Annotated in this window: 16 protein-coding genes and 2 tRNA genes; 3 read left to right on the forward strand and 15 right to left on the reverse strand. The window is 56.7% G+C overall.

Features of this window, described 5'->3' with window-relative positions; genetic code table 11:
* The first annotated feature begins 269 nt into the window (after positions 1-269).
* Positions 270-1574, forward strand: a complete 1305-nt coding sequence (locus D7325_RS17455; protein ID WP_120997731.1) for an SIR2 family anti-phage-associated protein — start codon at positions 270-272, stop codon at positions 1572-1574.
* Positions 1571-3406: an anti-phage-associated helicase HerA gene (gene herA, locus D7325_RS17460; RefSeq protein ID WP_120997732.1), complete on the forward strand. Its 1836-nt coding sequence runs from the start codon at positions 1571-1573 to the stop codon at positions 3404-3406. Before D7325_RS17455 ends, herA begins: the two co-directional genes overlap by 4 nt.
* 252 nt (positions 3407-3658) lie before the next feature.
* On the opposite strand, the gene D7325_RS17465 is transcribed toward herA, so the two are convergent.
* The 11 genes from D7325_RS17465 to D7325_RS17515 form a co-directional block, all read right to left on the reverse strand.
* Positions 3659-4867: a hypothetical protein gene (locus D7325_RS17465; protein ID WP_162988070.1), complete on the reverse strand. Its 1209-nt coding sequence runs from the start codon at positions 4865-4867 to the stop codon at positions 3659-3661.
* Positions 4868-5039: 172 nt separating this feature from the next.
* A tRNA-Pro gene (locus D7325_RS17470) sits at positions 5040-5116 on the reverse strand.
* Between the two features lie 67 nt (positions 5117-5183).
* A complete protein-coding gene (locus tag D7325_RS17475) occupies positions 5184-5540 on the reverse strand; it encodes a MerR family transcriptional regulator (RefSeq protein WP_120997734.1) in 357 nt (118 codons plus the stop codon).
* Positions 5521-5823 (reverse strand): integration host factor subunit alpha, encoded by a 303-nt coding sequence (gene ihfA, locus D7325_RS17480; protein WP_120997735.1) that lies wholly within the window; start codon positions 5821-5823, stop codon positions 5521-5523. The genes D7325_RS17475 and ihfA overlap by 20 nt, the downstream gene beginning before the upstream one ends.
* A 3-nt stretch (positions 5824-5826) precedes the next feature.
* Entirely contained in the window at positions 5827-8208 is a 2382-nt protein-coding gene (gene pheT / locus D7325_RS17485; protein ID WP_120997736.1) for a phenylalanine--tRNA ligase subunit beta, read from the reverse strand.
* A gap of 31 nt (positions 8209-8239) precedes the next feature.
* Complete coding sequence (pheS, locus tag D7325_RS17490) at positions 8240-9256, reverse strand: phenylalanine--tRNA ligase subunit alpha (RefSeq protein WP_120997737.1); 1017 nt, start codon at positions 9254-9256, stop codon at positions 8240-8242.
* Positions 9257-9422: 166 nt separating this feature from the next.
* The gene (rplT, locus tag D7325_RS17495) at positions 9423-9779 is read right to left on the reverse strand and encodes a 50S ribosomal protein L20 (RefSeq protein ID WP_120997738.1); all 357 of its coding nucleotides are present in this window, start codon (positions 9777-9779) and stop codon (positions 9423-9425) included.
* A 21-nt stretch (positions 9780-9800) separates the two neighbouring features.
* On the reverse strand, positions 9801-9995 hold the full coding sequence (gene rpmI, locus D7325_RS17500) for a 50S ribosomal protein L35 (RefSeq protein WP_120997739.1): 195 nt from the start codon (positions 9993-9995) through the stop codon (positions 9801-9803).
* A 59-nt stretch (positions 9996-10054) separates the two neighbouring features.
* Positions 10055-10606: a translation initiation factor IF-3 gene (gene infC, locus D7325_RS17505; RefSeq protein ID WP_177431813.1), complete on the reverse strand. Its 552-nt coding sequence runs from the start codon at positions 10604-10606 to the stop codon at positions 10055-10057.
* Positions 10606-12528 carry a threonine--tRNA ligase gene (thrS, locus tag D7325_RS17510; RefSeq protein ID WP_120997741.1) on the reverse strand — a complete coding sequence of 641 codons (1923 nt, stop codon included), beginning with the start codon at positions 12526-12528 and terminating at the stop codon, positions 10606-10608. The genes infC and thrS overlap by 1 nt, the downstream gene beginning before the upstream one ends.
* A 236-nt stretch (positions 12529-12764) precedes the next feature.
* Positions 12765-12841, reverse strand: a tRNA-Val gene (locus D7325_RS17515).
* Positions 12842-13001: 160 nt separating this feature from the next.
* On the opposite strand from D7325_RS17515, the gene D7325_RS17520 reads away from it, so the two are divergent.
* Positions 13002-14285 carry an NAD(P)/FAD-dependent oxidoreductase gene (locus tag D7325_RS17520; RefSeq protein WP_120997819.1) on the forward strand — a complete coding sequence of 428 codons (1284 nt, stop codon included), beginning with the start codon at positions 13002-13004 and terminating at the stop codon, positions 14283-14285.
* On the opposite strand, the gene D7325_RS17525 is transcribed toward D7325_RS17520, so the two are convergent.
* The 4 genes from D7325_RS17525 to D7325_RS17540 all read right to left on the reverse strand — a co-directional run bounded on the left by D7325_RS17525 (position 14263) and on the right by D7325_RS17540 (position 18820).
* Entirely contained in the window at positions 14263-15240 is a 978-nt protein-coding gene (locus D7325_RS17525) for a PA2778 family cysteine peptidase (RefSeq protein ID WP_245962111.1), read from the reverse strand. The two genes, D7325_RS17520 and D7325_RS17525, sit on opposite strands and share 23 nt — an antisense overlap.
* The gene (locus tag D7325_RS17530; protein ID WP_120997743.1) at positions 15237-15638 is read right to left on the reverse strand and encodes a PA2779 family protein; all 402 of its coding nucleotides are present in this window, start codon (positions 15636-15638) and stop codon (positions 15237-15239) included. The genes D7325_RS17525 and D7325_RS17530 overlap by 4 nt, the downstream gene beginning before the upstream one ends.
* 123 nt (positions 15639-15761) lie before the next feature.
* Positions 15762-17150 (reverse strand): cysteine--tRNA ligase, encoded by a 1389-nt coding sequence (gene cysS / locus D7325_RS17535; protein ID WP_120997744.1) that lies wholly within the window; start codon positions 17148-17150, stop codon positions 15762-15764.
* Positions 17150-18820 carry a glutamine--tRNA ligase/YqeY domain fusion protein gene (locus tag D7325_RS17540; RefSeq protein ID WP_120997745.1) on the reverse strand — a complete coding sequence of 557 codons (1671 nt, stop codon included), beginning with the start codon at positions 18818-18820 and terminating at the stop codon, positions 17150-17152. Before D7325_RS17540 ends, cysS begins: the two co-directional genes overlap by 1 nt.
* Between the last annotated feature and the right edge of the window lie 86 nt (positions 18821-18906).

Here is an 18906-nt window from a genome sequence, read left to right on the forward strand (position 1 = left end):
CACCGTTCTGCAAATCTAACGATTCCTCGGCCAGATTGCTGGTGGGACTGCCGGTTGCAGCTCCTTCCAACGTCGAAATTACCCTCATTTGCACCCGCCCCCCCCCAGCCAGCCAGCCACAGGCGGACATTGATAGTGGCCTGGCATAATTTGTATATTTATAGCGGCGTGGACAGTGTGATAGCAATTCAGTAGCCTGCCTGAGGACGTCCACGTCTTGAGCTGCATCGCGCGCCCATGGACTGGATCAGCGCTCTTCGGGGGACAGGATGCCTTTTGCAGCAATTCGCGGCGGTACTGCTTTAGCAGATGAAACGGAGCTTGAGGCACATCTCGCTTCTCTCCTGAGACTAGAAAACATCGGCCTCCTTTTAGGCGCAGGCGCATCAGTAGCTGCTGGCGGCCTTACGATGATCGCGCTTTGGACTAAGTTTGTTACGGAGTGTCCAGTAGACGCTGCCTGGATGGTGGAGCATGGCTTCATCCGAGAGGATGCCACCACGCTTCCAAATCCCGTTACACCTAACTTCGAGATTCTAATCGATAGCCTCGAAATCGCCCTGTCCGACTGGACTCGGCAAATGGGCATGTTCGGCGATGATCCGATTGACTATGCGCCAGGCGAGCGGGAGCTGAAGGAAAACCTCAGCGACCTGAAAAAGGTCAAAGGGGCACTTTTTAGAGCCGTTGTCAGCGCTGCCTTACTCCAGCAGCAATGGTGGCTCTCCCCCAGCGGCGTTGAGTCGGACGACGATGGTCTTGCGAGCCAGCGGACAATTCTTCAGAAGCTGGTTTCGGCTCGCCAACCGGGCCAGTCATCCCCTTGGGTGTTCACCACAAATTATGACCTAGCCATCGAGTGGGCAGCGGAATCCATTGATCTACAGGTCTCTAACGGCTTCCTAGGCATCCACACCCGGCGATTTTCCCCGCAGAGCTTCGACCTTGGCTTCCGAAATACCCAAGCTAGGGGCGAAGCTAGATTCGGCGTCTATAACATCTATCTCGTAAAACTGCACGGGTCATTGACTTGGAAGCAAGAGAGCGGCCAGGTATTTGAGGTGTCTGCGCCGCTTGCCCATCAACGCATTGAAGCATTCATGGATGAGCGGGACGGCGAAGATTTGGGCCTGATGGTGATGCCGAGGGCAGCGAAGTACATGGATACCATCGGCTACGTTCTAGGAGAGCTTTTCCGCCGGTTTGCAGAGTTCATGTCCAAACCGCAGAGCTGCTTGATCTTATGTGGCTACGGATTTGGGGATGAGCATATCAATCGGCTGATTAGGTCGGCTTTGCTCAACCCCACGCTCCAGTTGGTCGTCTACTCCTCCGGGTTTAACGGCGATTCGGCTGATGAGAGCCTGCCGCCGGCATTGCGAAAATTACTTTCATTGAAGAACCCACGTATCACTGTGGTGGGTGGTGGTTCCGCTCACGCTTACATTGATTCGCTCGCGCGTCATCTGCCTGACCCTCTCATATATGACGAGGACATGCGCAAATTTGAGAAGGCTTTGCGGGAACCGCGTGACCTTAAAAACGAGGCAGCAGCACCGAGGATTGGGCCATGAAAGGGCGCCTTCCCGTCGGTTATGTGGTCAGAATTGAAGGATCAGATATTACCCTCAATTTGCTTGATATGCACCGAGGTCAGTTAGCATCGCATGCCCAGGGCGTATCGTCAGTGACGGAGGTGGGTAGCCTGTTGGTACTGGATGCCGGAAGCCGGGCTCTGATAATGAAGGTTGTCTCCCTCAGCTTCGACGAGCCTCGCGAGGCGCATCGACTGGGGATAGGTTCTAGCACTCATCAAACTGAGCCGCTGCGTAACATTTCAGGTGCTGTCGTTGGACGGCTGTCGAGAGTAGAAGGTAAACCGCGCTTTACCAGTGACTCACTCGCAACCCCTCCGCTTGGAGCTGAAGCCTTCCCTCTGAGCACGGAGGAACTGGCCGCTATCCTGTGCTCTGACGATGAGGAAGACATTCCACTTAAGTTGGGTGATGACTTACGTGGGGGCGGCAGCTTGAATGTGGGGCTCAAAAATTTGATCTCAAGACATGTCGCGGTGCTGGGCAGTTCGGGCCAGGGTAAGAGCTGCTTCACAGCAGCGGTGCTCCAGCAGATAGTGAAACTGCCCCGTGCGCGGATTGTTGTCTTCGATATCAATGGTGAGTACGAAGCTGCGCTCAACGTTCCAGAGCTTCCAGACGGTGCCGTGAAATGCACGACCATTGGAGGGGGGCCGAGCCGCTTTAAGATTCCTTACTACGCACTGGGGCGGCACGGCCTCAATAGACTTTTAATTCCTAGCGAAAAAACACAGCGACCAGCGCTAACATTCGCACTGGAGCACTTACACCAAGTCCGCTGGTTTCCCCAACAGAAGGGGGCTGGTTTGGTGAATGACACAGTGCCCTTCCTGTTCGACGATTGCCGTCAGGGAGGTGCAGCTGAAGCTGATAGGCGAATTCAGCAGCTCCGCAATGGCCAGGCTGACGCAGCTACAGTTTGGCCTCATATGGCTGCTCTCGCGTCACTCGTAGCTGAAAGTCACGGGATACAACCCTCTCCGAGGAATGGGGTAGAGAGAAATGCATTCAGCTATTCAAACATTTCGCCACTGATCACCAGGATCAATCGTTTCGCTGAGGATCCCATGTTCCGCTCTGTCGTGGATGTAGACGGTGGGGCAGGAACTGGGACTCCGCTCAACTGGGCGCATGAATCTACTAACCTGGTGGAGGAGGTGTTTGGCGGTCAGGATGTGCCATGGCGGGTACACATCCTAAACCTGCGGCATTTATCGCACGATCTCACCCCGTTCATCCTCGGGTCACTTTTGGAGCTTTACGCCTACGAGCTTTTTCGGAGAGGGCAGGAGAACAAGATCCCTACCCTGCTCGTTCTGGAGGAGGCCCACCATTACCTGCGCCCTATTGGATCTGGCGAGAACGCAGGTGAAAATTCACTTGCGTATGAACGGCTCGCAAAAGAAGGCCGGAAGTTTGGCCTTGCGCTTTGGTTGAGTACGCAGAGGCCGTCAGAGATATCTCCCACGGTTCTTTCGCAGTGCAACAACTGGGTCTCCTTCAGGCTGACATCTGAAAAAGACTTGGCGGCGATTCAGTCGGCCAGCGAATGGGCTGATCGGCGAGAAATTCGCCGTATTGCGGGCTTACCAAGGCAGACGGCGGTTGTTTTCGGCGGAAGCATTGCTATGCCAACACTGGTTCGTGCTGCTGAAGCGTGCCCCACGCCACATTCGGGTGATGCTGATTTCAGCGGCTGGGCAACTAGAAGATCTGAAGCGCCGCCACCAGCACCACTCCCTGCGGCTCCGCCCCGTCCATGGAACGAATCGCCACCTGAACTCTTATACGACGGTGATGTGCCATTCTAGCAACAGCTGGGATTGTAGCTGTCGACTTCTATCTATTATCCGAAAGTTGCGCTGAGAGTCGGGAATGGCTGCGTCAGACGAACCCTTGATCTATAACTTGCAAGGCTGCCGATTGAGGCCTATCGAGACTGGCTGCTTCGGGAGTTCCAGCCATGCACTGCCATGATGATACGGGTAAAAATTCGATACAAATGCTAGTTCAGGTAGAGTGAAATTGGGGTGGGAAAGTGTTTGCCTAAAACGTCCAGCTACTCAATCAGCTGATTGTATGGGCTTGCCAAGCAAGTCACGCGCAGTACAAAACTCATGTTCATAAATCGACATCAGTTCAGAGAGCTCCGCAGTCGTATAACCTTTTTTGCTGAGGTCTAACCGTACAAGCGTTAGGGTCTCAGCAACTCGCAAAATGACAGCCTGATACCAGGCAAAGTGCTCCATGGCGTCCTTATCAACGTCCGCAGAGCGAAGCTTTTCAGCCGCGATCACCCTCGAAAGCCCCAAAAATGTCTTGAAATCAGGGCGACCCTTTTTCAGCTGTACCCAGTAGCGCAGCAGCCTCATGCGGGATTCGACACTATCCACCCCACCCTCGCGCCCCCAAAGCTGCCCCAGAAATCTGGTTGCTTTCTGCTTCTGCTGCCAACCAGCCATTTTGGCTAGACGATCAAGCGCAGATTGCATAGGACTGCTCCACTCCTGAGCGATATCATCAAATGCAGGTATCAGCTCCTGGAGCGGAATATCATGAGCCATCCCGTCCCGTTCAACCTGTTCCCATAACCCCATCGTTAAATCTGCAACACACCACGCTAGAAGGCGCATTAGGACTGCAAGAGTGTCGACGACGTGCGCACGGTTGAGCATAGGGTCGAGCTCAGCCTCCTTATCAGAGGAGAGCACAGCTAAGCGCGCAATTAGAGCCTCCCGCATTGCTGGACAGCCAAAACGATTCACTGTCGACGAATGCGCGTAAACCTTCCACCGCCTCAACCGGCCAAGATCTGGATGAAGATCAATTGCATTGAGGTGCATCGCCTCCTTGACGAAGGCGATCCAAAATTTCTTCGAGACATCCTGAGAGAAAAAATCACTGGCAAGCAGTCCAGCCCATTCATTGCCGGGCGGCCAGAGGTAATCCAGATCGAGAAATCCAGAGAGCACACCAGATAATCCCGCGCTCTGTGCTGCCCGCATTATTCGAACAAAAGCACTGCGTCCAAGGCACGTACCCGGGCTGCACCAGGCCTTAGACATCGTCTTTGCGACGGGCAAATATGGTCGCTCTGCCCGCGTGGCATCCCATACCGCCTCGCGAGAGGTATGAAGCAATTTGTATACAGCGCCGAGAGAAGGGAGTAATGCAGTGTTTCCAACAACCCTGATAGTTTTCTCACCATCGTCCAGAGATTGAAGGTGCTCATAGAGCTCCTCTGGCGACAGGTTTGCAAACAGGCGATCCATGCTGTTTCCCTTTGCCCAAACGGTACAAGTGGCGCTTCCAGTCCAGACAGAACTCAACGCACGCCCGACACCATAACTAGAGGGGTTTTGCTGAAATTTTGCAGGAATTTTGCAGGGGCCAGAAATAAAAAAATCCAGCCACCGCTAAGTGACTGGATTTCTTGAGGTTTTTTGGTCGGGACGGAGTGATTCGAACACTCGACCCCTTGCACCCCATGCAAGTGCGCTACCAGGCTGCGCTACGCCCCGACATTGCCACCTTTCAGCGGCGGACGGCAATATACCTTAATTTGCTGATAAGTAAAACATTTTGGATTCAGGCGCGTAGCACATCCAATAGCTGCTCAAGCTCCAGGATCATTTGGCGTACCAGTTGGCGGTATTCCGAAGCGTCATCGTGCTTCTCGTCGCCAACCAGTCTCTGGCGTGCACCACCGATCGTGAAGCCTTGGTCATACAGAAGCGATCGGATCTGGCGAATCATCAGTACGTCTTGATGTTGGTAATAGCGTCGGTTACCGCGGCGCTTTACCGGATTAAGCTGCGGGAACTCCTGTTCCCAATAACGCAGAACATGCGGCTTGACTGCACAGAGCTCGCTAACTTCGCCAATGGTGAAGTAACGCTTGCCCGGAATAGCAGGCAATTCGTTGTTATGGCTTGGTTCCAGCATAGGCCTCAACCCTTGCTTTAAGTTTTTGGCCCGGTCGGAATGTAACGACCCGTCGTGCAGTTATGGGGATTTCCTCCCCTGTCTTGGGATTACGCCCGGGGCGCTGACGCTTGTCGCGCAAATCGAAGTTGCCGAATCCTGACAGCTTCACCTGCTCGTTATGCTCCAGCGCCTGCCGGATTTCTTCGAAAAATAGTTCGACCAGCTCCTTGGCCTCTCGCTTGTTCAGGCCTAGCTCTTCATATAGACGTTCCGCCATTTCAGCTTTCGTCAGAGCCGCCATAGGCTATTTCCTTAACGTGGCGTTGAACGCTTCTTCCAGGGACGTGAGAATTCGCTGCATTGCGCTACTCACTTCTTCGTCGGTTAGAGTGCGTGATGGGTGTTGCCAGGTCAAGCCGACTGCCACACTTTTGCTAAGCGGATCAATACCTTTTCCTTGGTAAACATCAAAAAGCTTGAGATCCGAGAGCCATTCTCCGGCCACGGTTCGAATGTTCTGCACCAAGTCATCGGCAGCAACCGCTCGCGGGACCAAGATAGCCAAATCCCGACGTACTTCAGGGAAGCGCGACAGCTCAGTGAACGCCGGTAGGCAACCCTCAGAGAGGCCTGCCATAAGCAACTCAAATAGATAGACCGGCTGCTCGATGCCCAGCGTACGCGCGAGTTCCGGGTGCAGCGCGCCAACGTAACCAATCAAGACACCATTGCGCTCGATGCGCGCCGTTTGCCCCGGATGCAAGGCCGGATGCTCACCTGCGCAGAAGCGAAACGCGCTGGTATCGCCGGTAGCGCCAAGCAACGCCTCGGTATCAGCCTTCATATCGAAGAAGTCGATGTTCTCCTGTCCATTGGCCCAGCCTTCCGGCAAGCGGCTGCCGCAAGCCAGCCCGGCGATGACATTCTCCTGTTTCAGTTGGTCCAACTGACCTACGAAGCGCATTCCAGCTTCGAAAAGACGTACACGTGACTGCTGCCGGTTGAGATTGTATTGCAGCGCCTTAACGAGCCCCGGCCATAGCGAAACCCGCATTGCCGCCATATCCGATGAAATCGGATTCGCCAGCAGTAGGGGCTCCTCAGCAGGCGCGAACAGCCGCATCAATTCAGGATCAATGAAGCTATAGGTGATTGCCTCTTGATAGCCACGTGCGATCAGGAGGCGCCGCAGATCGGATAGTTCCACCGAAGTTTCCGGCCGAGCCTTCGGAGCGAGACGGGCCTGCGGATAACGAACCGGCAATCGATCGTAGCCATACAGGCGTCCCAATTCCTCGATGAGATCGACCTCGATCGCCAAATCGAAGCGATGACTGGGCGCGATGACCTTCCAAGCCTGAGCTGACGTCAGTCGCTCAACCTCAAGCCCCAACGCAGTCAATGACCGCTCGATTTGCTGTTCGTCGAGTGCAAGGCCCAGCATCTGGGTAATTCGCTCGGCTCGTAGCGTAATCGGCGCGCGCTGCGGAAGATCATCAGGGCTGCTGACTTCTACAACAGGGCCAGGCTCACCGCCTACAATCTCAAGCAACAAGATCGTTGCCCTTTCCATTGCCTTGCGCGGAAGATCGAAATCGACGCCCCGCTCGAAACGATGGGACGAATCGGTATGCAGGCCATAGGCGCGCGCTTTTCCGGCAAGTGCCACAGGATCGAAAAAAGCGCTTTCCAAAAATATGTCCCGGGTCGTGCTCGACACTCCGCTGTGCTCTCCGCCCATGACTCCCGCGATAGCTAGCGGACGCTCGTGATCAGCAATGACCAGGGTGTCGGAACCTAGGCTAACTTCACGTCCGTCCAGCAGGGTCAGCTTTTCACCTTCCTCTGCCATGCGCACGCTGACGCCCCCCTTGATTTCGGCAACGTCGAATGCATGCATCGGCTGTCCCAGCTCGAGCATTACGTAGTTGGTGATATCGACTACCGCATCGATGCTACGGATGTCCGAGCGCCGCAGCCGCTCGATCAGCCATTGCGGTGCAGGCCGAGACAAATTGACGTTGCGAATGACCCGACCGAGATAACGTGGACAAACCTTCGGGGCGGCCACTTCGATAGGTAACGCGTCTTGGCACGAAGGCTGAACCGGTTCGATGAGCTCGGCGGAAACCGGTACCCCGTAGACAGCACCCACCTCGCGAGCGAGCCCAGCTATGGAAAGGCAGTCCCCACGATTAGGCGTCAGACCGATCTCGATAACAGCATCGTCAAGATCGAGAAACGACCGGAGGTCCATGCCCACTGGCGCACTGGGCGTCAGCTCCATCAGCCCGCCGTCGTCGTCTCCGATGCGCAACTCGGCTTCCGAGCACAGCATGCCGTTGGATTCGACACCCCGAAGCTTTGCCTTCTTGATCGTGAAATCATCGGGCAATTGCGCGCCGATCTTTGCGAAAGGAATTTTTAAACCCGGCCGGACATTAGGCGCGCCGCAGACCACCTGATGCGTATCCTGACCATCGCTGACCCTGCAAACCCGAAGCTTGTCCGCTGCCGGATGTTGCTCGGTTTCGATGACTTCGCCAACGACCACGCCGGAGAAAGCGCCAGCTACGGGAGATACCGAATCAACCTCGAGGCCAACCATAGAAAGGCGGGCAACGAGCTCCTCGCGTCCCACCGGCGGTTTAACCCAAGCGCGCAGCCACTGTTCACTGAATTTCATTTGTGCTCCTGAAAACTCTATGTGGCCGGTACTAGCGGAACTGGGCCAAAAATCTCAAGTCGTTGTCGAAGAACAAACGCAGGTCATTCACACCGTAGCGGAGCATTGCAAGCCGCTCGACGCCCATGCCGAATGCAAAGCCTTGATATCGTTCCGCATCAATGCCAGACATGCTCAGCACGTTCGGATGAACCATTCCGCATCCCATGACTTCGAGCCAGCCGGTCTGCTTGCACACTCGGCACCCCTTCCCGGCGCACATCACGCACTGCATGTCCACCTCTGCCGAAGGCTCGGTGAAAGGAAAGAAGGATGGACGAAACCGCACGCCAAGCGGCTTCTCGAAAAACACCCGAAGGAACTCTTCGATCGTGCCTTTGAGATCAGCGAAGCTGATCCCCTCGTCTACCAACAGGCCTTCGACCTGATGAAACATGGGCGAATGAGTGATATCCGAATCACACCGATACACTCGGCCCGGACAGACGATACGAATCGGCGGTTCGCTGCTTTCCATCGTCCGCACCTGAACCGGCGAGGTGTGGGTTCGCAAAAGCATGTTGGCATTGAAGTAAAACGTGTCATGCATCGCCCGGGCAGGGTGGTGACCCGGAATATTGAGCGCCTCGAAGTTATGGTAGTCATCCTCGACTTCAGGGCCTTGCGCGACGCTGTAGCCAATATGGCTGAAGAATCGCTCGATGCGCTCCATCGTTCGCGTGATCGGATGTAATCCGCCGGAGACCTGGCCGCGCCCCGGTAGCGTGACATCTATCGTCTCGGACGCCAGCCGAGCATCCAGCGCTGCTTTTTCCAATGCTGTACGGCGTGCATTAAGTACGTCTTGGACACGGGCCTTCGCTTCATTAATAAGCGCGCCTGCGTTCGGCCGCTCTTCGGCTGGGAGCTTGCCAAGCATTTGCATCAGCTGCGTCAGTTCCCCTTTTTTTCCGAGGTACTGAACTCGAATCAGCTCGAGAGAGCCGATGTCCTCGCTCGCCTGCGCACCTTCTATAGCCTTCGCGGTCAGCGCATCCAAATTTTCCATTGCAACCTCCGGAGGTTCTTGCAGAACGACGCATTGACCCAAGGGCCCTTCTGTTGCGGCGTTTTGTCAAAAACCCATTTCCAATACGAAATAGGGGAAGAGCACAGGCTCTTCCCCTATCGAAAACATCACACCGAATCAGACGATTCGTGATTGTCGCAAGGACTCAAGCCAAGGATGCTTTTGCTTTCTCGACAATCGCAGCAAACGCCGACTTCTCGTTTACTGCCAGGTCAGCCAGCACCTTGCGATCGATCTCGATTGCCGATTTCTTCAAGCCAGCAATCAGACGGCTGTAGGACAGGCCGTTCTGACGAGCACCAGCATTGATACGAGCAATCCACAGTGCGCGGAACTGACGCTTGCGCTGACGACGGTCACGGTAGGCATATTGGCCTGCCTTGATAACCGCCTGCTTGGCGACGCGGAATACGCGCGAGCGCGCACCGTAGTAGCCTTTTGCAAGCTTCAGGATTTTCTTGTGACGAGCACGGGCGATTACGCCACGCTTAACACGAGCCATTTTTCAGTCCTCTCTAAGGTATCAACGCAGGCGCAGGGAACGCTCGGCACGAGCAACGTCAGACGGATGCAGCATTGAGGTGCCGCGTAGCTGACGCTTACGCTTGGTCGACATCTTGGTCAGGATGTGGCTCTTGAAGGCATGCTTGTGCTTGAGGCCACCAGCAGTCTTCTTGAAGCGCTTCGCAGCGCCACTTTTGGTCTTCATCTTTGGCATGTTCGGTACTCCAGTAGAGTGATTACAAATAACCGCAAGGCCTGCCAGTGCCCTGTAGGTTACTTTTTCTTCTTGGGAGCGATGACCATGATCAGCTGGCGTCCTTCCATCTTGGGATGCTGTTCAACGGAACCATATTCAGCGAGATCGTTCTCGACCCGCTTCAACAGCTCCATTCCCAACTCCTGATGTGCCATCTCACGACCGCGGAACCGCAAGGATACCTTGGCCCTGTCCCCATCGCTAAGGAAACGTACCAGGTTACGAAGCTTGACCTGATAATCCCCCTCTTCCGTCCCTGGGCGAAACTTGATTTCTTTGACTTGAACCTGCTTCTGGTTCTTCTTAGCCGCAGCCACCTGCTTCTTCTTTTCGAAGAGATGCTTGCCATAGTCCATGATTCGACATACGGGAGGCACGGCATCGGCGGAAATTTCCACCAGATCCAGCTTGGCTTCTTCTGCTACACGAAGCGCTTCATCAATCGAGACGATGCCGATTTGCTCGCCATCCGCACCAATTAAACGAACCTCGCGTGCCGAGATGTTCTCGTTGATCGGGGCTCTGGGTTGAGCTCGTTTATCTTGTCTCATTTCACGCTTAATAATGATTACTCCAACTCTTGGCGACCACGCCGGGCAACCGCCTGCATCAGCAAATCCTGAAAGCGATCAAGCGGCATGCTGCCGAGATCGACGCCCTCACGGGTGCGCACTGCGACGGAACGTGTCTCAACCTCCCTGTCTCCGATAACCAAGAGATAGGGAATCTTGAGCAAGGTATGCTCGCGGATTTTAAAACCGATCTTTTCGTTTCTCAAGTCAGCCTTGGCACGAAATCCGCTTTGATTGAGCGTTTTCTCCACCTCACCAGCAAACCCGGCCTGTTTATCGGTGATGTTCAGAATCGCCGCCTGCACAGGCGCCAGCCACGCCGGAAACGCGCCTTCGTAATGCTCGATCAGGATACCGATGAACCGTTCGAACGATCCGAGAATGGCTCGGTGCAGCATGACCGGATGCTTGCGGCCGTTATCCTCGCCGACATACTCAGCGCCAAGACGCACCGGCAAGTTGAAATCCAGCTGCAACGTACCACATTGCCAGACACGACCGAGGCAATCCTTCAGGGAGAATTCAATCTTGGGACCGTAGAACGCACCTTCACCCGGCTGCAGATCATACGGAAGCCCTGCGCTTTCGAGCGCTGCAGCAAGCGCCGCCTCGGCCCGATCCCACAACTCATCCGACCCAACACGCTTGGCCGGGCGAGTCGAAAGCTTGAGCTGAATGTCGTGGAAACCAAAATCCGCATAGACCGCTTGCGTGAGCTTGATAAACGACGCGGACTCGGCCTGCATCTGCTCTTCAGTACAGAAAATGTGCGCATCGTCCTGAGTGAATGCGCGCACCCGCATGATCCCATGCAGCGCGCCTGACGGCTCGTTCCGATGACAGGCACCAAACTCGGCGAGCCGCAACGGCAGCTCGCGATAGCTCTTCAGCCCCTGGTTGAACACCTGCACATGGCAGGGGCAATTCATGGGTTTGATTGCATAATCGCGGCTTTCGGATTCGGTCGTGAACATGTTCTCGGCATAGTTCGCCCAGTGCCCGGACTTCTCCCAAAGGGAGCGATCAACAACCTGCGGTGTACGTATTTCCAGATAACCGTGGTCTCGCTGGATGCCGCGCATGTACTGCTCAAGCACCTGATAAATCGTCCACCCGTTCGGGTGCCAGAACACCATTCCTGGCGCTTCTTCCTGCGTATGGAAAAGATCCAGGCGCTTCCCGAGCTTGCGATGGTCCCGCTTTTCGGCTTCTTCGATACGTTGAACGTAAGCCGCCAGCTGCTTTTTATCAGCCCACGCCGTGCCGTAAATGCGCTGGAGCTGCTCGTTCTTGGAGTCGCCGCGCCAGTAGGCGCCCGAGAGCTTGGTTAGCTTGAACGCCTTGAGGAAACGCGTGTTGGGGACGTGCGGCCCACGACACATGTCGACGTATTCTTCGTGGTAGTACAGCCCCATCGCCTGCTCGTCAGGCATGTCGTCGATCAGGCGCAGCTTGTAGTCCTCACCCCTCGAGGCGAACACGTCCACCACCTCGGCACGAGGCGTCATTCGCTTGATGACGTCGTAATCCTTGTCGATCAGTTCGCGCATCCGCTGTTCGATCGCCGCCATGTCATCCGGCGTGAAGGGGCGCTCGAAGGCGATATCGTAATAGAAGCCCTCATCGATCACCGGACCGATGACCATCTTAGCCGACGGAAACAACTGCTTGACCGCATGCCCGACCAGATGCGCACAGGAGTGCCGGATGATCTCCAGACCCTCTTCGTCCTTCGGGGTGATGATTTGCAGCGTGGCGTCCTGTTCGATCAGGTCGCAAGCGTCGACCAGCTTACCGTTGACCTTACCGGCCAAGGTGGCCTTGGCGAGGCCGGCACCGATCGATTGGGCGACCTCCAGAACGGAAACCGACTTATCGAACGCGCGCTGACTGCCGTCAGGAAGAGTAATGGTGGGCATGGCTGCCTCCTGTCCTAGTGGTGACCCCTACCAAAGGCCACATGGGTTGGGATGAGCCAGTTAGCGACCCGTAAGGAAGTAAGCCCGCCTCACAATGGCTGGCACCAAGAACTACCTCAACGGCTCGCAATCACTGGAAACCTAGCTCTCGAAGCGACCATGCCTGGGTTTTCGCCAGCCATGAAACAACAAAGGGCGATCCAAGATCGCCCTTTGCAGTCCGCCCAAGCGGTATTTGGTAGGCACAATTGGATTCGAACCAACGACCCCCACCATGTCAAGGTGGTGCTCTAACCAACTGAGCTATGTGCCTTCGATGGACGCGCATTCTACAGCGCTAAACAGGCGCGTCAAGATTTTATTTCTGCTAACTAGCTGAAATTGCTGCGGCTTTGGCTCAGCTGGGAATTTCACCGAGACTGGTTACCGGGTAGGATGCCATGTCGTTCTATATAACGAACAAGGCATTCAACATGAAGAACACCTCCTACCCAGCCTCCTATTACGCGGCTACCGCCATCCCGGCATCTCCCCGGCCAAGCCTGCAGGAAGCGATCGAAGCGGATGTCTGTATCGTCGGGGCCGGTTACACCGGGCTTTCAACCGCACTCTTCCTGGCCGAGAAAGGCTTCAAGGTCGCTGTCCTCGAAGCCGTGAAAGTAGGCTTCGGGGCATCCGGCCGAAATGGTGGTCAGATCGTGAACAGTTACAGCCGTGACCTGGACGTCGTTGAAAAAACGGTTCCCACCAATGAGGCGGCGCTGATCGGTAACATGGCGTTCGAAGGCGGGCGGATCATTCGCGATTTTGTCACCCGTTACGCCATAGCTTGCGATCTGAAGAGCGGCGGCGTGTTCGCTGCTTTTACGCCGAAACAAATGCGCCACCTGGAGAGCCAGCAGACGCTATGGCGGCGCTATGGCCACGATGCGCTCGAACTGCTGGACCGTAACGCCATCAGGCGTGCGGTCGCCTGCGACCGCTATATCGGCGGCATGCTCGATCACAGCGGCGGGCACATTCATCCGCTCAACCTGGCGTTAGGTGAGGCGCAAGCCATCGAGTCTTTGGGTGGCTCCATTTACGAGTACAGCCCGGCTACCGCCATCGAACGGGAAACTAGGCCCATCGTCCGCACTCCACAAGGAAGCGTGACCGCCGACTACGTCGTGATAGCGGGCAACGCGTACCTTGGCAATCTGGTACCCGAACTTGCAGCCAAGTCGATGCCGTGCGGTACGCAGGTCATCGCGACCGAACCGCTCACCACGGACGTCGCCTCGCACCTGTTGCCGCAGGATTATTGCGTCGAAGATTGCAATTACCTGCTGGACTACTTTCGCCTGTCGGCCGACAAGCGCCTCATCTATGGCGGGGGAGTCGTCTATGGGGCCCGGGACCCAAGCGATATCGCCGCGATCATTCGCCCAAAGATGCTCAAGACCTTTCCGCAGCTCGCCTCTGTGCGTATCGACTACGCCTGGACTGGCAACTTCCTCCTGACGCTCTCGCGCTTACCGCAAATGGGGCGGATCGGAAGCAACATCTACTATTCGCAAGGCTGTAGCGGCCACGGTGTGACCTTCACGCACGTCGCCGGAAAAGCCCTCGCCGAAGCACTGAGTGGACAGGCCGAACGTTTTGACGCCTTCGCCAGCTTGCCGCACTACCCATTCCCAGGCGGACGTTCCCTGCGAGGCCCCCTCAGCGCCCTGGGAGCCGCCTATTACAGCCTCAGGGATCGGTTGGGGTTCTGACCACGGGGCAGGCAGGAAGCGAAACATCGCAGATTGGCTCCCTGCCCGACTCCGGCACATCGTGCTTCAACGCATCTTGATAGCGGGACTCCTGCGGCGCCAATGTACGCGCGCAATGCAGGGCTTTTTCCGATGCCGATCGACAGCCAACCTCGGCCAAGACATTCGCCAGATTGAACCAGGCCGGATGAAAGTCTTGATCGGCCCGCAGACTGGCGATGAAGGATGCCGCAGCCCTGCCGTCATTCCCTACGAGATATTCACTGTTGCCATGCGCGAAAAAAGTCATGGCTCCGGGCCAACGTTCGGTCGCAACCCGGTAGGCCCTGTTTGCGCTAGAAGTCTGTCCGACCTGCTCAAGATCGCTAGCGGCAAGCAGCCATTTCCTTTCAATTGCCGTGGCCGGCAGTTGGTCGGGCGGGACAACGACGACGGCCCAGCGCTCACCAGGCTCCCAGGTTGCGAAAAAATGCCGAAAGCCCATCTCCAGGCGCTCCGTTGTTCCTGAGCGCAGCAGCAGAACCTGCCGATCGAGGTCATAACCGATGACGACCGCGAAGTGCCACTGAGGCCAGATGCCTAGCCCGAGATCCTGCAGCACAAGAACCGGATTGCCGCTCGCCAGCTCCTCGAACAGGGCATCGAGAGTGGGCTCGAGAGTATAGACCAGAAGCCCCTCGGCTCGCGCAGCCGCGACCAGCTCTACCTGAAGGCTGCCCTCTCGCCCCGGCAGATAAACGCTCTGCCGAAGGGCCTCGGGGTCGATAGCTATGCCTCGATGAGTCAGCAGGGTCGCCAGCGCCGCGGGACCGCACTGATATTCACGTTGGGGAAAAAACGGGGTATCGGCTAGCTCGACCCGCTCTGGCAAATGCGAATTGTGCGGCAGGATGGGTGCCCTGCCCGCACAACCCGTCATCAATAGGCAAAAAAGGGTCAGCCAGAGTGCCTTCAACGATTAATGCAGTTCACAAAGTTGAAGATATTGGTCGCACACAACATGTCGGTAATGATGAAAATCACCAGGAACAGAACGATGATCCCCACCACGCCCGCGCCGGCAGGTGCCTGCTCGAGCTGCTGATTGAATTGGGCCAGCTCGCTTGGCGTGAGGTTGTTGATTCGCTCGGCAACCTGTTCCCGCTCGACGCCCATGGACAGCAGCTTGGCCGCCACTTCCTCGTCATCCAGCAACGCATGCAATTGCTGCTTGTCCATCGCCTGATAATGCGAAGACAGCACTTCCTGATTGGAAAGCATCGCGGCTTGAACATGCGGAACGTGGGCGACCAACAGCAAATGCAGCGCTGCGAGGACAGTGCTGAGCAGACGTGTCCACCTTGAACGGATCATTGAAAGGCTCCTTCTCTTAATCGATCTACTGTCTTGTCGCGTCGTGCATGCCAACCAGGGGCTAACCACGTCCGACATTCGATAGACGGGAAGTCCCATAGTTAGTTCATTGCCAGCCCAGCGTCAGCTGTCCGCGAGCCGCCAGCTGGTACCGGACTTGTTGTCCTCGAGCACGACCCCCATCTCGGCCAACTGGTCTCGTATCCGATCGGACTCCGCCCAGTTCTTCTCAGCCCTGGCCTGCAACCGCCTTGCGATCAATTCATTGACCTGCTGTGCGTCGACTCGGTCATCAGCGCCTGCACGCAGAAACGCTTGCGGCTCAAGTTGCAGCAACCCGAGCACACAGGCGAGTTCCTTGAGCCGAGCAGCGAGCCCGGCCGCGGCATCGATATCGACGCTACGCAGGCGATTAACCTCGCGCGCCATGTCGAACAGCACTGCGCAGGCTTCCGGCGTATTGAAGTCATCGTCCATCGCAGCGGCGAAACGATCGCTGAATTCATGATCACCGGACGGGATCGAATCAGGCAGGCCGTTCAGGGTGCGATAAAAACGTTCAAGCGCCGACTTGGCTTCCCTGAGACTGTCCTCGGAATAGTTGATGGGGCTGCGGTAATGGCTGGCCACCAGCAGGTAACGCACCACCTCAGGGGAATACTTATCGAGCACTTCGCGGATAGTGAAGAAATTGCCCAGCGACTTGGACATCTTCTCGCCATCGACGCGAACCGCGCCTGCATGCATCCACGTCTTCGCGTAGAGCTTTCCAGTAGCCGCTTCGCTCTGCGCGATCTCGTTCTCGTGATGGGGGAACACCAGGTCCGGCCCCCCGCCATGAATATCGAAGGTATCGCCGAGGCAGCAGGTCGACATGACCGAGCATTCGATATGCCAGCCAGGCCGCCCCTTGCCCCAAGGCGAATCCCAACTCGGCTCGCCGGGTTTGGCACTCTTCCAGAGCACGAAGTCCAGTGGATCCTCCTTGCTCTCGCCAACCTCGATCCTGGCACCGATCTTCAGGTCCTCGATCCGCTTGCGCGACAGCTTTCCATAGCCAGCGAACTTGCCAACCCGGTAATAGACATCGCCATTGCCCGGCGCATAGGCGAACCCTTTGTCGATCAGGGTCTGGATCATCTGGTGCATGCCGGCAATGTGATCGGTCGCTCGAGGCTCCTGATCAGGACGCAGCACACTGAGCCGGGTTTCGTCTTCATGCATGGCCGCGATCATTCGGGTCACTAGCGATTCGAACGGCTCGCCATTCTCGTTGGCGCGTCGGATGATCTTGTCGTCGATGTCCGTGATGTTGCGGATGTACGTCAGTTGATAACCACGGTGCCGGAGCCAGCGGGCGATCACATCGAACGCAACCATGACGCGCGCATGGCCGATATGGCAAAAGTCATAAACCGTCATGCCGCAGACATACATGCGGACATGGTTGCCGACCAATGGCCGCAATGGCTCTTTGGCCTTGGTCAGGGTGTTGTAGATCGACAGGCTCATCACTGACCGCCCCACGAATCACGGAGCGTGACGGTCCGATTGAACACGAGCGCACCGGGCCGACTGTCCTTGCGGTCCACGCAGAAATATCCCTCCCGCTCGAACTGGAAACGGTCCTCCGCTTGTGCCTGGGCGAGCGAAGGCTCTGCGCGGCAGCCGGTCAGGGTCACGAGCGACTCGGGGTTGATGTTGTCGAGAAAGCTCCCGCCCTCCTCCGACTTTTCCGGATTCGGCGAGCGGAACAACCGGTCGTAGAGACGCACTTCGCACTCGACGCTGTCGGCAGCCGGCACCCAGTGAATCACACCCTTGACCTTGCGCCCTTCGGGATTCTTCCCGAGGGTGTTTTCGTCATAGCTGCACCGCAACTCGATGACCTTGCCATCGGCGTCCTTGATCGCCTCGTCCGCACGAATGACGTAGCTGCCGCGAAGCCGGACTTCCCCACCTGGAACCAGACGCTTATAGCCAGCCGGCGGGACTTCCTCGAAGTCGCTCGCATCGATGTAGATTTCGCGGGCGAACGGCAGCACGCGCACGCCCATGTCCTGCTTGGGATGGCGTGGCAGTTCGAGGTTCTCCTGCTTGCCTTCGGGGTAGTTGGTGATGATCACCTTGAGCGGCTTGAGCACGCACATGGCCCGGGCTGCGTTAGCGTCCAGATCTTCTCGTATGGCGAATTCGAGCATCCCGATATCGACCACACCGCCGGCGCGATTGACGCCGATCATGTCGCAAAACGTTCGGATCGACGATGGCGTATAGCCGCGCCGACGGTAGCCCGAGAGGGTCGACATGCGGGGATCGTCCCAGCCGCTGACGTGCTTCTCGTCGACCAGTTGTTTCAGCTTGCGCTTGCTGGTGATGGTGTAGTTCAGGTTGAGGCGGGCGAACTCGTACTGACGGGGCTTGGCCGGCACCGGCAAGTTGTCCAGGAACCATTCGTATAAAGGGCGGTGATCTTCGAACTCCAGCGTGCAGATCGAATGCGTGATGCCTTCCAGCGCGTCCGACTGACCGTGAGTGAAGTCATAGCTGGGATAGATGCACCAGGCATCCCCCGTCTGATGATGATGCGCATGGCGAATGCGATAGAGGATCGGATCGCGCAGGTTCATGTTGGGCGATGCCATATCGATCTTGGCCCTGAGCGCGCGCGCGCCGTCCGGGAATTCCCCTGCCTTCATGCGAGCGAACAGGTCGAGGTTTTCGTCGACGCTCCGGTCACGAAACGGACTGTTTCGCCCCGGCTCGGTCAGTGTTCCGCGGTATTCGCGCGCTTGCTCCGGAGACAGGTCATCGACGTATGCCTTGCCGGCCTCTATCAGCATCACCGCCCAGGCGTGCAATTGCTCGAAGTAATTCGATGCATAGCGCTCCTCGCCTGCCCAGGAGAAGCCAAGCCACGTTACATCCGCCTTGATCGCATCGATGTATTCCTGATCTTCCTTTGCCGGATTGGTGTCATCGAAACGAAGATTGCACTGCCCACCAAACTCTTCAGCGAGACCGAAATTGAGGCAAATCGATTTCGCATGGCCGATGTGCAAATAGCCATTGGGCTCCGGCGGAAAACGCGTCACGATCTGCGTGTGCTTGCCCGACTCCAGATCGGCTTGAACGATTGAACGCAGGAAGTTGGAGGCGGCGGAATTCTCAGGCTTGCTCATGATGTCCTTACGGTCTGCCAATATGCGGCGCAGGGTAGGCCGGCCAAATCAAAGGGCTTATCATAACGGACCCGTCAACCCCCTGA

The sequence above is a fragment of the Stutzerimonas urumqiensis genome (assembly GCF_003640395.1).
GTDB lineage: Bacteria > Pseudomonadota > Gammaproteobacteria > Pseudomonadales > Pseudomonadaceae > Stutzerimonas > Stutzerimonas urumqiensis.